Here is a 14,720-nt window from a genome sequence, read left to right as displayed (position 1 = left end):
TGTAATAAATAATCGATATAATAAAAGATGTAAATTAAAGAAGATATGATAGTCTACATTAAGTTTGTCTTCGTAAAAAGATAATTTGGTTGAAGTATGACAGGAGTGATTATTTGTCGATATTAGAGGTAAGACAGTTGTCAAAAGTCTATGGTGATAAGCAAGCTTTCCAAGAAGTTTTGAAAGAAATTAATTTAGATGTTGATGAAGGTGAGTTTATATCAATTATGGGACCTTCTGGTTCAGGAAAGACAACTTTATTAAATGTACTTAGTTCGATTGATTATATGACTAAAGGATCTATTACAATCAACGGGAAACAACTTGAGAAGTTATCTAATAAGCAATTATCTGATATTAGAAAAAAAGATATTGGATTTATTTTTCAAGATTATAATATTTTAAATACCTTAACCGTTAAAGAAAATATCATGCTTCCACTATCAGTTCAAAAGTTAGATAAACAAATAATGCATGAACGTTATCAACGTATAGTAGAAGCTTTGAACATTAGTGATATTAGTGATAAATATCCATCAGAGTTGTCAGGTGGACAGCGTCAACGTACCTCAGCAGCAAGGGCATTTATTAATTTACCTTCAATTATATTTGCTGATGAGCCTACAGGTGCTTTAGATTCTAAAAGTACACTAGATTTACTTAAGCGTCTTAAATATATGAATGAGGAATTTAACACAACCATACTTATGGTGACACATGATCCAGTAGCGGCTAGTTTTTCAAACCGTGTTGTGATGTTAAAGGATGGACAAATCTTTACTGAGTTGTATCAAGGTGATGATGATAAACAAACGTTTTATAAAGAAATTATAAGAACGCAAAGTGTACTTGGTGGCATCAATTATGAGCTTTAATGAAATTATCTTCAAAAACTTTAAACAAAATGTGACGCACTATGCTATTTATTTATTATCTCTTGTTATCAGCGTTGTATTATATTTTAGTTTTGTAACTTTAAAATATGCGCACCATTTACACGGTAATCAATCGTTTCCTGCCATCAAAGAAGGTTCACAAGTAGGAAGTTATTTTTTATTTATCATTATTGTGGTCTTTTTGCTTTATGCTAATTTTTTATTTTTGAAAAGACGAGGTCGTGAACTATCGTTATTACAAATTATTGGTCTAACAAAGAAAGATATCATGAAAATGATTATGTTGGAGCAATTGATGACATTTATGATGACAACTATTGTAGGTATCATATTGGGAATCTTTGGTTCGAAAATTTTACTCATGATTGTATTGCGATTATTAGGAATCAACGTGAGTGTTTCTATTATATTTAATTATCATGCCATTTTAGAAACGTTATTATTAATAGCTGTGTCATATGTACTTATAGTCTTTCAAAGCTATGTATATTTACTTAAACGTTCTATTAAAGAGTTAGCGTCTGATGTAAATAAAAAAGAGTTCAGTCATACACGCACAACACTTGGTGAAGTTGTATTAGGTTTGCTAGGGATTATTATGATAGTTAGTGGTTATATAATGTCGACTAAATTAGTAGATAACGTAGAAACAATTATTCAACCTTTTGCTATTTTATTTTTAACTGTTATAGGATCATATTTTTTCTTTAGAAGTACAGTTTCATTGATATTTAAAGCGATACAGCGGTTGAGAAATGGAACGGTAAGTGTCACAGATGTTATGTTCACATCACCTATTATATATCGTGTTAAGAAGAATGCATTTTCTCTAACTGTAATGACTGTTGTGTCAGCAATAACAGTTTCTGTATTATGTTTTGCGGCGTTAAGTCGTAGTACGTTAACAAATGAAGTGTTACTGAGTTCACCACATGATGTTACGTTAAAGAATCAGAAACAAGCAAATGAACTTGCTTTTAAATTAAATAACCGTAATATTGAACATTACTATAATTATAAAGAGGTCGTGTATGCAAAAGTTTATAAAGATCATCTTTTTAGCGAAGGTGTATATAGACCGAAAGAAATCACAGTAACGAGTGATAAATATATTCCAAATGTAAGTACGAAAAAAGGGCAGACAGATATTATTATACCTAGAGGATCTCTCAAAGATGTTGTTAAAACAGACAAAAAAAGGACGGCTTATGTAGGAAGTAAGAAGTTTCGTTTAAAAGTAAGTTTGAGAAAAGGGATAAATAAAGTCTATTTTATGTCTGATGTTGATCGTGGTAGACCGACACTTATTTTAAATGATGAAGATTATCAAAAAATTAGAGAACATATAAAAGAAAAGAATATTGTTTCCCAATATGGTTTTGATCTTAAAAATAAAAATGATTTACCAGAATTAGAAAAATTAGTTAGTAGTATCAATGAAGATATAGAAACAAGAAGTGAAGCGGCAAGTGAAATTTCTAGTTTAACTGGTATTTTATTATTTGTGACATCGTTTTTAGGAATTACATTTTTAATCGCAGCAGGATGTATAATTTACATTAAACAGATTGATGAAACGGAAGACGAACTTGAGAACTACACGATTCTTCGTAAGCTAGGATTTACGCATCAAGATATGTCTAAAGGTTTGAAACTTAAGGTAATATTTAATTTTGGTTTACCTTTAATTATTGCATTACTGCATGCATATTTTGCTTCACTTGCTTATATGCATTTAATGAATGTGACAAATCAAATACCTATTTTTATAGTTATGGCAGTTTATACAGCAACTTATGCAGTATTTGCTATTATAGCTTATAATCATTCTAAAAGAACAATTAAACATTCGATATAAATTTATACTTATTGAATTTGTGTTATTTAATTTATAGATTTTAATATATTTTCAAAACTCAATTGATAATACTAAGCGACATTTTAATCATTGAAAATAACAAATGATTAAAGTGTCGCTTTATTAAATTGAATGAAAATTACAATTAATATTTGAAATTGATTTAATAAATCGTTATTTTAAAGTTGGAGTGGATAAAAGTGTTTCCATGATTTTATCGCTCATCATTTTTAATAAGATTATGAGACACTTATGTAAAAATTTAATATCTAGTTTGTTAAGAATTTGTAAATAGAATTGTGGTTATGTAAATTTTGTGATATTTTCAAGTAGGGACAAAACTGGATGTTGGCGAACATCAATAAATGATTACTATATATTAAATTTACACAATTTTTACAATATAAGAATTGCTAGTTACTTTTTATAATAATTGTAAATCAGTTCCTCAACCACTTGTCTTACGCAAATAAAATTTAATAATGTGATTGATGACAATCGCTCAAAATGGAGGATTTTTAATGTTTAGTAAGAAAAAGGATAAGTTCATGGTTCAATTAGAAGAAATGGTATTCAATCTAGACCGTGCAGCTATTGAATTCGGCAAAATGGACTTCAATACACACTTAGATTTGAAAGCTTATTCTGATAATATTAAAACGTATGAGTCACATGGTGACGAACTTATGCATCAAGTTATTTCTGATCTCAACCAAACATTCATTACACCAATTGAACGTGAAGATATCTTATCTTTATGCAATGCAATAGATGATGTTCTAGATGCTATGGAAGAGACATCAGCAATGTTTGAAATGTATTCAATTGAATATACAGATGAGTACATGGCTGAATTTGTAGAAAACATACAAAAAGCAGTTGCCGAAATGAAGCTAGCTGTAGGATTACTTGTAGACAAAAAGTTATCTCACATGCGCATTCATTCTATTAATATTAAAGAATTTGAGACAAATTGCGACGGTATCTTAAGACAGTCGATGAAACACATCTTCAACAGTGAAACAGATCCAATCACATTAATTAAAATAAAAGATATTTATCAAAGCATGGAAGAAATAGCAGATAAGTGTCAAGCTGTTGCTAATAATTTTGAAACTATAATCATGAAAAATAGCTAAGGGAGTCTTTATTTATGTCATATATTTTAATTGTCACGATAGCTATAGTTATATTTTCATTAATATTTGACTTTATCAATGGTTTCCATGATACAGCTAATGCTGTAGCTACTGCGGTTTCTACTCGAGCATTAACACCAAGAAGAGCTATTTTATTAGCAGCAGTCATGAACTTTATTGGGGCATTGACCTTCACAGGTGTTGCTGGAACTATTACAAAAGATATCGTTGATCCATTCAAATTACAACATGGTTTAGTTGTTGTGTTAGCAGCTATTATTGCTGCCATTATTTGGAATTTAATCACTTGGTTGTATGGAATACCAAGTTCATCTTCTCACGCACTAATCGGATCTATAGCGGGTGCAGCCATTGCATCGCAAGGTTCGTTTGCAGTATTACACTATCAAGGTTTTACAAAAATTATTATCGTATTAATCATTTCACCAATTATAGCTTTTTGTGTAGGTTATATGATGTATACGATTGTTAAAATCGTTTTTAAAAATTCAAATTTAACACGTACTAATCGTAATTTTAGGTTTTTCCAAATCTTTACTGCAGCATTACAATCATTCTCACATGGTACAAACGATGCTCAAAAATCTATGGGTATTATCACATTAGCTTTAATTGTAGGTAATTTACAAGATGGTAGTAATGTTGAACCTCAAGTATGGGTTAAAGTTGCGTGTGCAACAGCTATGGGATTAGGTACAGCAGTAGGTGGTTGGAAAATCATCAAAACTGTTGGCGGAAATATTATGAAAATTAGACCTGCTAACGGTGCAGCCGCTGATATTTCTTCAGCATTAACGATTTTCGTAGCGTCATCATTACATTTCCCATTATCTACTACACACGTTGTGTCTTCATCTATTCTAGGTGTAGGTGCTTCAAATCGTGCGAAAGGTGTTAAATGGAGTACTGCTCAACGTATGGTTGTAACATGGGTGATTACTTTACCTATCTCAGCTGTTTTAGCAGCAATTATTTATTTTATTATTCATCTGTTCTTAAAATAAAAAAGGTTTGTATAATACGTAAGTACATATAGCTAAAGGCCACACAAAGACTGACATTTTTAGTCAACTTTGTGTGGCCTTTTTATTTGAATTGCTTAAAATATAAAATAATGAGGTTCAATCATTCTATTAAAATAAAAAACTACAAGGTATATTCCATTACCTTGTAGTAAAATCATTAATCATCAATGATTAGTGGATAAATGCATATGAAGATACTTCTGAAGCTGGGATAGTACGATAGTTCATATTGTATGGACCATTTGCATAATTCATTTCTGAAATTAAAATACTACCATCACCATTAATACGTTCAACGTATGCTACATGACCATATGGTCCAGGTGTACTTTGCATAATTGCACCAACAGATGGAGTATTATCAACTTGATAACCATCATTCGCTGCATTTGACGCCCAGTATTTTGCATCAGACCAGTAAGTACTGATAGGTTTACCAGCTTGTGAACGTTTGTCGAACACATACCATGTGCATTGACCTTCAGTGTATAAGTTTTGATGGTTGAATGAAGGTGAAGTATAATTACCGCTAGTTTGAGTTGCTGTACCACCTGATCCTGAACCAGAACCACCATTAGGGATAGTTAATATTTGGTTAGGCATAATTAAATAACCATTTAGATGATTTGCTTGCATTAATGCATCAACTGAAACACCATATTTATTAGCTATGATGTTTAATGATTCACCTGCTACTACAGTATGTGAAGATGCTGAACTTGAAGAAGTGTTTGAACTAGTATTTTGTGAAGCACTTCCACCTACATTAATAACTTGTCCTGGGAATACCATATTGTTGCTAAGATTATTATTCTGCTTAATGCTTTCTACTGAAGTATTGTATTGTTGTGCAATAGTCCATAAGGATTCTCCAGATTGAACCTTATGTTGTGTAGAAGCTTCAGCATCATGATGTGATAGAACTGCTGCTGCGCCTGAAGCGGCTGTAATTGCAAAGGCTAACTTTTTCAAAGTAACTCCTCCTTAAATATAACAAAGATTTAATTGATTTAAGTTTAATGATTTAGATAATTGTCCCGACAAGTCTCTGTACATTAACTTTTTGTTTTTTTATTACGTACCCCATACTAACAAAAATATTTGACTTTGTGGGCTTTGTTATTATCTTGTAACATTGTTAAAATAATGTATTGTTCTGAACATTTATTAAAGAAAGTTGATATATCGCTATTTATAAGACATATTTCGTTACTTTTCTTAATATTTATTAGATAAATTGTAATAAAGTAAAGTTCAATGTAATGAGTTTTCTAAAACTTCTATATATTTAGAATTTATGAACTTAAATACTTTTGTAATTCTTTATAGTGTTGTAAAATTTTTATTACCTAATTATTTAATATAGAAAAGGAGTTATTATAATGTCACAATCGACACACCAATCAACTGATCATAAAAGACAATCTCAAGATAAGAACCAAACACATGCCTATGCAAAAGTTTGGTTATATTTTATGTATTATTGGATGATTTTTGGGATTGGTTGTTATTTTGGACAATATCTTCCTATGTCATGGAGAAAACCATTGTCTCTAGGATTGTTAATTCTGATATTAGCAACGTTGTTTATTAAACGTGCGCGAAAATATGGATTAGTGATCTCTCATATATACGCTATTATTGTAGGTTTGCTTTCGTATGCTCTTTTTACGACTTACTTACAAAATTTAGGAGCAGAAGTATTCTATAAAAATATTATTCTTGCTATTGGTGCATTTATAGCTTTTGGTATTATAGGTTACTTTTTAATAAAAGACGCTTCGAGTATGGGAAAATATTTGTTTGTGACATTAATTGCGCTAATTATAGCTGGGATTATAGGGATATTTATTAATAATCCAATTTTTCATACTGTCATTACAATAGTGAGCTTATTATTGTTTCTCCTTTATACTTTATACGATTTTAATAGAATGAAAAGAGGTCAATTCTCACCAAGAGAAATGGGATTTAATTTGTTTATCAACTTATTAAATATCATCGAAGATATACTTAGTTTAGCAAATCGCTTTAAAAACTAAAGAGATTATGAATGAATTAAAAGATGTGATCGTGTTTCTCTATCAGAGAGTTTCTGGGTTTTTCATTTAATGTTGAACTCTCAACACGACACATCTTTTTTTATATCTAATAGAAAAGATGAAGTACAAAAATAAAAAAATGATTAAATATATCTTTTTCTTTTTGATTTATTTTTATATTGTGTTAGATTATTTTCTGATACTTGTGAAAATTTACATGAATTGATATGGGCATAAAAGACTGAGGGAAAGAGGTAAAGATATGGCAAATTCTTGTTTGCATATACTTTCAAAAAAAGAATATACGGCAACACGATGTCAAGACGGCATTTTATTATTTTGGCCTATCGAAGGGAGTATGCACTTTCAACAATTTATGAAAGAAAGGATACTCTCAGATGAGTTATATATTGTGAATAATATGGATGTGTTTAGTATCAGTGACAATGGCATCACACTAGAAGTATATATTTCTAGTGATTGGTTTACAGAGTTAGGCTATTCTTTTTTTAATTACCATTATATTTCGGATTTAATACAATCTAAGAAAGAAATTAAAGAACTAGTTGCTCAACTTACGTTGAATTTTTTAGATAATGATGTGGATAAAGAGCAAGATATTATCAATAAAATTGTTCATATTCTTGCTAATGAGGCTATTATTGACAAAAAAATTGCTGAAGACCAATATATGTATGATTATTATGGTGAGTTAAAGGATGAATTGAATTATATATATAATCACATCGAAGAAAGACTTACTCTAAAAGATATTTCCAATAAATTATATGTTTCTAAGTCCAACCTTTCTACGCAGTTTCATTTGTTATTAGGTATGGGATTTAAAAAATATATAGATACACTTAAAATTAGTAAATCTATAGAGATGCTACTTACGACAACTAAAACGATAAGCCAAATTAGTGAAACGTTAGGATTTAGTAATGTATCTACATATTCTAGACAATTCAAAAATTATTTAAGTGTAACGCCCAATGCATATCGTGCAATGAAAAAATATGATAAGTACAATGGATGTTCTGATGATGATGTTTCAGAACACTTAAAATCATGTGTACAATCATTAATATGTTCTAAAATGCCAACGAATGAGTTAGATAATTATGATGAAATTGTTATTGACCAATATCCAATTTCTAATGTTTCAACGTTTTATTCTGTCGTTCAAATTAATTCAATTGATGAAATTAAAATGTTGTTTTTGCAAGGTATTCATAAAAAAATAGGGTATGAAGGTTCAAATATTATTTTTTGTATTATGCCTAACTTATGCCAATATAAGAATTTGTTCTCTCAAGAAGAGATGAATGATATCATTAAAATTATTATTGAATATCGCTTGCACGTCGCATTTAGCATCGATAAAATCGAGCAAATATATGAACTTAATCAACTTTTTACATATCAATATGAAAACTTAAAAATTATGAATAAATGTTCTGTTTCAGATTACAATGTGCAATTTATATTTAATTTGAACGAAAAAAGTATTCGAGAAATTTATCGTAATATCTTGAAGATACAAAACATCGAATTGGAATATAAAATAGGTTTAGATATTAGTTGCATGTTTAATGACACTGCACAATTTAAATCATTAGCTTCGCAAATAAAGCGTTTAAAATTTGACTATCTTTATATTGATAATGCTAGATTAAAGTCACCCTATTTACTTGATAATGAGGAAGGTTTATTACTCAAAAATATTCTACAATTTAAGCATTTAATAGATGATTTAAAGCAGTTTGATTTTAGTAGTGAAAATTTAATTTTTCTAAATTTATATAATCATCAATTACTGAATAATAATGAAATTGATTTAAGTAATAGCGCTCCATTACTATTTAAAACGATTTCAAAACTAAAAAAACATTTTAAAGGCTACGGATTAAATGTATTTTCAAATCCTAAAGTCTTTAACGCTGTACATTTATTTGATGAGAATGGGTTTAAAACAACGTTTGGACTGATTTTTAATCATTTGAGTTGGATGACTAATCAAAACCAAATTGAACAACGATTCTATAATATTATTGAAAATGCTGATCAATATTATCTCTACTTATATGATTGGCGTGTGATTGAAAGTGAATCTAATGAGAGCGACTTTAAAGACGTTGATATATGGATTAACTTTGAAGATGAAGCGTTAATAGATGAATATATTTGTGTGATTGCTAAAGTTGATGATGAAGGTGGCAATATTAATCATATGATTTCTCAAAACTTACGTCACAAATATGTTTGGTCTACACCGTTCTTGATGAGAGTTGAGGAGAACTTTAGACCATACATGCACATTATGGAACATGACTTTAAAAAGGGCCCATTGAAAATCAGAATGAAATATAATGCAGTATATTTAGTTGAAATATATAAAAAAGATAAAATAAATAAAAGGCGTAGCACAACTTAAATTGTGTTTATTCGTAATTTTGACAATTGTTTAAAAACAAATGTCAAAGACAATTATCCAAATATTTAAGATAATGATATATGCGTTGTCTACTTATATTTGGAGGTGCAGATTTTGAATGAGCAGAAATTAATTAAATTACTAGAATTTTACAAACAATATAAAGCATTATCTGGATATATAGATAAAAAATATAAGTTGACGTTAAACGATCTTGCTGTACTATATTTAGCTAAAAAATATTGCTTAGATGAGCGAATTCTTATGCAAACTTTTCTAAAACTGGCTACAGGAGAGTTAGATATTAGTAGAACTAAGATTTTGATGTCTATTAGAAGATTGATAGACAAAGAAAAGTTAAATAAAGTAATATCGAATAGAGATGAAAGAAAAATTTTTCTATATATGGATGAAAATAATATGAGTGAATTTGATGCTTTATTTGAAGATGTTGAAAAATTCTTAAGTTATTAATGACATTTTAATCGATATACAAAATGTATAGAGATGTGTCGAAATGAATCAAGCTACATAAAATGAGTTTGCTGTCGTCAAAAGTTTTATTTTGATGACAGTTTTTTTATTAAAAATGTTTATTGTATTTTGAGGAACAATAGGTATCTATAATGATTGATTTAACAATGTTTGTAACATGTTAACAGATTTTACAAAGACGGTAGCTAAATATATAATATGGTACATAGATGATGAAAGTGAGATGACATTATGGGACGTAAATGGAACAACATTAAAGAGAAAAAAGCCCAAAAAGATAAAAATACTAGTAGAATATATGCCAAATTTGGTAAAGAAATATATGTAGCTGCAAAGTCTGGTGAGCCTAATCCAGAGTCAAATCAAACTTTAAGATTAGTATTAGAACGTGCAAAAACATATTCAGTACCTAATCATATTATAGATAGAGCTATTGATAAGGCTAAAGGCGCTGGTGACGAAAACTACGATCACTTAAGATATGAAGGTTTTGGTCCGAATGGTTCAATGCTTATAGTTGACGCATTAACAAACAATGTAAATCGTACAGCATCAGATGTACGTGCTGCGTTCGGTAAGAATGGAGGAAATATGGGAGTATCTGGTTCAGTAGCTTATATGTTTGACCATACTGCAACCTTTGGTGTAGAAGGTAAATCTGTAGATGAAGTCTTAGAAACACTAATGGAGCAAGATATTGATGTAAGAGATGTAATTGATGACAATGGCTTGACTATTGTTTACGCAGAACCAGATCAATTTGCACAAGTTCAGGATGCATTACGTGAAGCTGGCGTTGAGGAATTTAAAGTAGCAGAGTTTGAAATGTTACCTCAAACTGATATTGAGTTGTCTGAAGAGGATCAAGCTATTTTTGAAAAATTAATCGATGCACTTGAAGACTTGGAAGATGTTCAAAATGTTTTCCATAATGTAGATTTAAAATAATGATGACTGCTAATGATTGGATAGACCGGTTGGAATTAATTTCGCATCCTGAAGGCGGATATTTTAAAGAAACAATGAGAGGCGACGGTAAAGGAAGAGCGTCTTTTAGCAGTATTTATTTTCTATTAACACAGCGCGATATATCACATTTTCATAGAATAGATGCAGATGAAGTATGGTATTATCATGCTGGTCAGACGTTGAAGATTCATATGATAACCCCTAAAGGTGAATATCATACTGTTAAATTAGGTAGAGATATAGATTGTGGTGAGTGTTTACAATATTGTGTGCCAAAAGGGACAATTTTTGCTTCTACTTTAGATAGTGCAGAGGGATATAGTCTAGTTGGATGTATGTGTCAACCTGGATTTGAATACGAGCATTTTGAACTTTTAACACAAGAATATTTGATTCGTCAATATCCACAATATGAAAGCATAATAAAAAGATTAGCTATATCTCAAGAAGATTAATAGAATATATAATAAGTATAAGAACCTGAGACATCGGTAATAGTCTCAGGTTTTTTGATATATTGACAGTCGATAACTAAATTAATATACGACTATTTCAAATTTTTTAGAACACAACATAGAGAATTTCACCGAGAAATTCAACAGGCAAAGCAGGTTGGGGTTCGGGATTCAGGACGTGGGGCAACGAATTCAATTTGAAATTTGACACGTGCACTCAGTTAATTAAATGAAGCCTAAGTTTTATTTAATTAACTTACCTTTTTAAATAACACATGGTTTTCAAGATGTACATGTTGGTGTGTTTGACGTTCGATATTTTGTAATCTTTGGTAAACAAGCTTCCATGTTCCACATGCTTCTTCTGGGGTTTGATAATCAGAGGTTAGTTGATTCATAACATTTAATAATTGCCCAGTATCTTCGTGGTCATTAATTAAATCTTCTAATATGATTTTAATGTTTTGTACATCTTGTCCTTGACTATATTGAATGAGTTTAGGAAAATCTTCCTCATCTTCTTTACGTATATGATCCAACATACTATCACGAAACTCGCGATATAAGTCTTGTAATTTTAATAAGTATGGGTGACTAGGACCATGTACTTTTGCCAATTTAGTCATGTAAGGTGTAAGATTCTTAAATTCTTCTTTAAGCGTTTCGTGATAAGCTGATTGTATATATTGTATAAGAGATTCAACATTTAAAAATTTAGGATTAATGGTACTGTTACCTTCTGTATTATCAATATGATTCAACTTATTTAATAAGGAATTTAAGTCAATATTTGGTTTATGATTGACAGCTGAAGCGATACTCTCTTGTCCGCCACAACAAAAATCTATTCCAGCATTTCTAAATATATCTGCACTTTTAGGATAATCTGTTACAACATCTGCAACAATATCTTCTTTTGTAATCATAAAAATTCCTCCTTAATATTTAGTATAAATGAAAAGTAAAAAATTGAATCAATCATAAAGATAAACTTCATAAAATATTCAAATAATAATAAAAAGGTTGCAATTCATAAATTTATCCTTTGAAATATAGGATAATAGCTATCATAATTAGAAAAGAGGGAGGAATGAATTATGCTAACTGAAAAAGAGCAAGATATTATCAAACAAACTGTACCATTATTACAAGATAAAGGAACTGAGATTACTTCAATTTTTTATCCTAAGATGTTTGAGGCTAACCCAGAATTATTAAACATGTTTAACCAAACAAACCAAAAGAAAGGTATGCAATCTGCTGCATTAGCACAAGCAGTACTAGCTGCAGCAATGAATATTAATAATTTAGGTGCAATTAAGCCAGCAATTATGCCTGTGGCACATAAGCACTGTGCTTTACAAGTTTATCCCGAACATTATCCAATTGTAGGTGAAAATTTACTTGCTGCAATTCAAGATGTGACAGGGTTAGAAAGTGACGACCCAGTAATTCAAACATGGGCAAAAGCGTATGGAGAAATTGCAGATGTATTTATCAAATTAGAGCAAGAAATTTACAACCATATGTTATGGAAAGGTTTTAAACCATTTAAAATCACAAACATTACACAAGAAACAAGTGACATCAAATCTTTCACAGTTGAATCTGAAGAATATGATTTAAGTCAATTCGAACCAGGTCAATACATTACCGTAGATGTTTCTAGTGAAAAGTTACCATATAGAGCTAAACGTCATTATTCAATCATAGATGGAGATGAAAATCACTTAGTATTTGGTGTCAAACGTGATGTGACTACTGAACATGAAGGTGAAGTTTCAACAATTTTACATGATGAAATATCAGAAGGTGACATGATTAATTTATCTGCTCCTGTAGGTGGCTTTTCAATAGAAAATACTGAAAGACCGCAATTGTTTATTGGTTCTGGCGTAGGTATGACACCATTAGTTTCAATGTTTAAAAAAGCTGCATCATTAAACGTTCCAACTCAAATGATTCAAGCGGTTGTGACAGAAGATGAACGACCATTTGCTCAAAAACTTGATAGCATTACAGATAATTATGAGCAAGCACAGCTACATTTACACGTGAAAGATAAAGAAGGTTATTTAGAAGCTAAAGAATTAGAACAATATTTAAGTGAACAGCCTGAAATTTATATTTGTGGTGGTACGAAATTCTTACATTCAATTATAAATTCTCTTAAAGAATTAAATTATGATATGAATCATGTTCATTTTGAAACATTTATTCCTCGTTTAAGTGTTCAAGTATAGTTTTAAAGAAGGTAATATAATGAAAATGAATCCAAGATATGTTAAAGTGTTTTTTCTATATTTAGTAAGCACATTTATTTCTAATCGCTTAACAACGAATAAATCTTTATGCAAAACATTAATGCAAGGCATTTTAGGTTATGGTTTATTTGCATTAGGATTAAAGTATTTAACTATTAAGAAAAAACAACATCAAGCGCAATAGAATTTTAATGATTGTTTTACCATTAATAAAATTGGTATTTTATCAAGCAACGAGCAACAGTGTTTATGACTCTGTCACTCGTTGCTTATTTTTATGTTCACATTTTTAAATTTCAATATTTATGTGTTAAAACCTAGTATTTCTATCTATTTTAAGTAAAATAAATCAATTTATAGTAAAATAGTCTTAATGATTTAATAAGAACATTTATGTAAACAGTATTTATCTGAGACTTAAGATGACATTGACATCCTAGTTTAATATAATAAAAGCAAGGAGTTGGTGACTGTGAAAGTAAAATATATAGACAAACGTCACTGGCGTCGCCTGGTAGAGAGAGAATATACAGAGGTTAAAGTTAATAATAATAGATTTAAAGGTATTATAGGCTTGGTCACGATGAAAAAGGTTCGTGAGCCTTTAGAGGTGACGGTAGTTGGACAAAACATAATAGTTGCAGATGACAATTATAAATGGTTACAGATACTACCGGATAAGAAGCGGTATAGTATGACTGTCATGTTTGATAATAAAGGGAATCCATTAGAATACTACTTTGACATTAATATAAAGAACATTACTCAAAAAGGAAATGCACGTACCATCGATTTATGTTTAGACGTTCTCGTTCTACCTAATGGTGAGTATGAACTTGTAGATGAAGATGATTTAATGTACGCACTACAAAATAAACAAATTTCAAAGAAGCAATATCATGAGGCATATATTATCGCCCATCAATTAATGATTGAAATAGAAGATAATTTTTCAGAAATACAAGATAAGGTTATGCGTTGTTATCATAAAATCAATCATAAAGCACAGAAAATGAAACATAAACGTCCCTATAAAGCTAAAAAGAAATCACACCGACGACATTAACAATTTTAATCAATTTATCGCTGATGGTAAGTTATGTCGTTTCACTAAGATTA

At 29.8% G+C, this 14,720-nt stretch carries 14 protein-coding genes; 12 read left to right on the top strand and 2 right to left on the bottom strand.

The genetic code is table 11. The features are described from left to right. The first annotated feature begins 113 nt into the window (after positions 1–113). The 4 genes from vraF (at position 114) to FNL83_RS10280 (ending at position 4,918) form a co-directional block, all read left to right on the top strand. A complete protein-coding gene (gene vraF / locus FNL83_RS10295) occupies positions 114–875 on the top strand; it encodes an ABC transporter ATP-binding protein VraF (protein WP_001833013.1) in 762 nt (253 codons plus the stop codon). Then, positions 865–2,754, top strand: a complete 1,890-nt coding sequence (gene vraG, locus FNL83_RS10290) for an ABC transporter permease VraG (RefSeq protein ID WP_001832022.1) — start codon at positions 865–867, stop codon at positions 2,752–2,754. Before vraF ends, vraG begins: the two co-directional genes overlap by 11 nt. Before the next feature lie 521 nt (positions 2,755–3,275). Beyond that, complete coding sequence (locus FNL83_RS10285; protein ID WP_002457534.1) at positions 3,276–3,893, top strand: DUF47 domain-containing protein; 618 nt, start codon at positions 3,276–3,278, stop codon at positions 3,891–3,893. A 14-nt stretch (positions 3,894–3,907) separates the two neighbouring features. Next, positions 3,908–4,918: an inorganic phosphate transporter gene (locus tag FNL83_RS10280; protein WP_001832181.1), complete on the top strand. Its 1,011-nt coding sequence runs from the start codon at positions 3,908–3,910 to the stop codon at positions 4,916–4,918. A gap of 192 nt (positions 4,919–5,110) precedes the next feature. Here the strand turns inward: FNL83_RS10280 and FNL83_RS10275 are convergent, their stop codons facing one another. Further along, on the bottom strand, positions 5,111–5,911 hold the full coding sequence (locus FNL83_RS10275; protein ID WP_001832086.1) for a LysM peptidoglycan-binding domain-containing protein: 801 nt from the start codon (positions 5,909–5,911) through the stop codon (positions 5,111–5,113). 410 nt (positions 5,912–6,321) lie between these two features. Between FNL83_RS10275 and FNL83_RS10270 the strand changes: the two genes are divergently transcribed. The 5 genes from FNL83_RS10270 to FNL83_RS10250 all read left to right on the top strand — a co-directional run bounded on the left by FNL83_RS10270 (position 6,322) and on the right by FNL83_RS10250 (position 11,337). Next, positions 6,322–6,981 carry a Bax inhibitor-1/YccA family protein gene (locus tag FNL83_RS10270; RefSeq protein WP_001832176.1) on the top strand — a complete coding sequence of 220 codons (660 nt, stop codon included), beginning with the start codon at positions 6,322–6,324 and terminating at the stop codon, positions 6,979–6,981. 262 nt (positions 6,982–7,243) lie between these two features. Continuing rightward, positions 7,244–9,418, top strand: coding sequence for a helix-turn-helix transcriptional regulator (locus tag FNL83_RS10265; protein ID WP_001832107.1), 2,175 nt, complete (start codon positions 7,244–7,246; stop codon positions 9,416–9,418). Positions 9,419–9,532: 114 nt separating this feature from the next. After that, positions 9,533–9,892: a transcriptional regulator, SarA/Rot family gene (locus FNL83_RS10260; protein WP_001832112.1), complete on the top strand. Its 360-nt coding sequence runs from the start codon at positions 9,533–9,535 to the stop codon at positions 9,890–9,892. Positions 9,893–10,144: 252 nt separating this feature from the next. Next, positions 10,145–10,861: a YebC/PmpR family DNA-binding transcriptional regulator gene (locus FNL83_RS10255; RefSeq protein ID WP_001832120.1), complete on the top strand. Its 717-nt coding sequence runs from the start codon at positions 10,145–10,147 to the stop codon at positions 10,859–10,861. Next, positions 10,861–11,337, top strand: coding sequence for a cupin domain-containing protein (locus FNL83_RS10250; RefSeq protein ID WP_001832058.1), 477 nt, complete (start codon positions 10,861–10,863; stop codon positions 11,335–11,337). Before FNL83_RS10255 ends, FNL83_RS10250 begins: the two co-directional genes overlap by 1 nt. A 251-nt stretch (positions 11,338–11,588) precedes the next feature. Here FNL83_RS10250 and scdA read toward each other — a convergent pair whose 3' ends face one another. Beyond that, complete coding sequence (gene scdA, locus FNL83_RS10245) at positions 11,589–12,263, bottom strand: iron-sulfur cluster repair di-iron protein ScdA (RefSeq protein ID WP_001832101.1); 675 nt, start codon at positions 12,261–12,263, stop codon at positions 11,589–11,591. A gap of 171 nt (positions 12,264–12,434) precedes the next feature. Here scdA and FNL83_RS10240 point away from each other — a divergent pair, with 171 nt between their 5' ends. The 3 genes from FNL83_RS10240 to FNL83_RS10230 all read left to right on the top strand — a co-directional run bounded on the left by FNL83_RS10240 (position 12,435) and on the right by FNL83_RS10230 (position 14,667). Further along, the gene (locus FNL83_RS10240) at positions 12,435–13,580 is read left to right on the top strand and encodes a globin domain-containing protein (RefSeq protein ID WP_001832143.1); all 1,146 of its coding nucleotides are present in this window, start codon (positions 12,435–12,437) and stop codon (positions 13,578–13,580) included. 19 nt (positions 13,581–13,599) lie between these two features. Continuing rightward, positions 13,600–13,785 (top strand): hypothetical protein, encoded by a 186-nt coding sequence (locus FNL83_RS10235; protein ID WP_001832064.1) that lies wholly within the window; start codon positions 13,600–13,602, stop codon positions 13,783–13,785. A 288-nt stretch (positions 13,786–14,073) separates the two neighbouring features. Beyond that, positions 14,074–14,667 (top strand): ribonuclease FAU-1 family protein, encoded by a 594-nt coding sequence (locus tag FNL83_RS10230; RefSeq protein ID WP_001832140.1) that lies wholly within the window; start codon positions 14,074–14,076, stop codon positions 14,665–14,667. The last annotated feature ends 53 nt before the right edge of the window (positions 14,668–14,720 follow it).

Origin of the sequence: Staphylococcus epidermidis, from assembly GCF_006742205.1 — a bacterium.
Classification (GTDB): Bacteria; Bacillota; Bacilli; order Staphylococcales; family Staphylococcaceae; genus Staphylococcus; species Staphylococcus epidermidis.
This window is presented reverse-complemented; position numbering and strand designations above follow the sequence as displayed.

Excerpts from the sequence above, each read along its gene's own strand:
- vraG (WP_001832022.1), top strand. The coding sequence starts at position 865 with ATGAGCTTTAATGAAATTATCTTCAAAAACTTTAAACAAAATGTGACG.
- FNL83_RS10285 (WP_002457534.1), top strand. The coding sequence starts at position 3,276 with ATGTTTAGTAAGAAAAAGGATAAGTTCATGGTTCAATTAGAAGAAATG.
- FNL83_RS10280 (WP_001832181.1), top strand. The coding sequence starts at position 3,908 with ATGTCATATATTTTAATTGTCACGATAGCTATAGTTATATTTTCATTA.
- FNL83_RS10270 (WP_001832176.1), top strand. The coding sequence starts at position 6,322 with ATGTCACAATCGACACACCAATCAACTGATCATAAAAGACAATCTCAA.
- FNL83_RS10265 (WP_001832107.1), top strand. The coding sequence starts at position 7,244 with ATGGCAAATTCTTGTTTGCATATACTTTCAAAAAAAGAATATACGGCA.
- FNL83_RS10255 (WP_001832120.1), top strand. The coding sequence starts at position 10,145 with ATGGGACGTAAATGGAACAACATTAAAGAGAAAAAAGCCCAAAAAGAT.
- FNL83_RS10250 (WP_001832058.1), top strand. The coding sequence starts at position 10,861 with ATGATGACTGCTAATGATTGGATAGACCGGTTGGAATTAATTTCGCAT.
- scdA (WP_001832101.1), bottom strand. The coding sequence starts at position 12,263 with ATGATTACAAAAGAAGATATTGTTGCAGATGTTGTAACAGATTATCCT.
- FNL83_RS10240 (WP_001832143.1), top strand. The coding sequence starts at position 12,435 with ATGCTAACTGAAAAAGAGCAAGATATTATCAAACAAACTGTACCATTA.
- FNL83_RS10235 (WP_001832064.1), top strand. The coding sequence starts at position 13,600 with ATGAAAATGAATCCAAGATATGTTAAAGTGTTTTTTCTATATTTAGTA.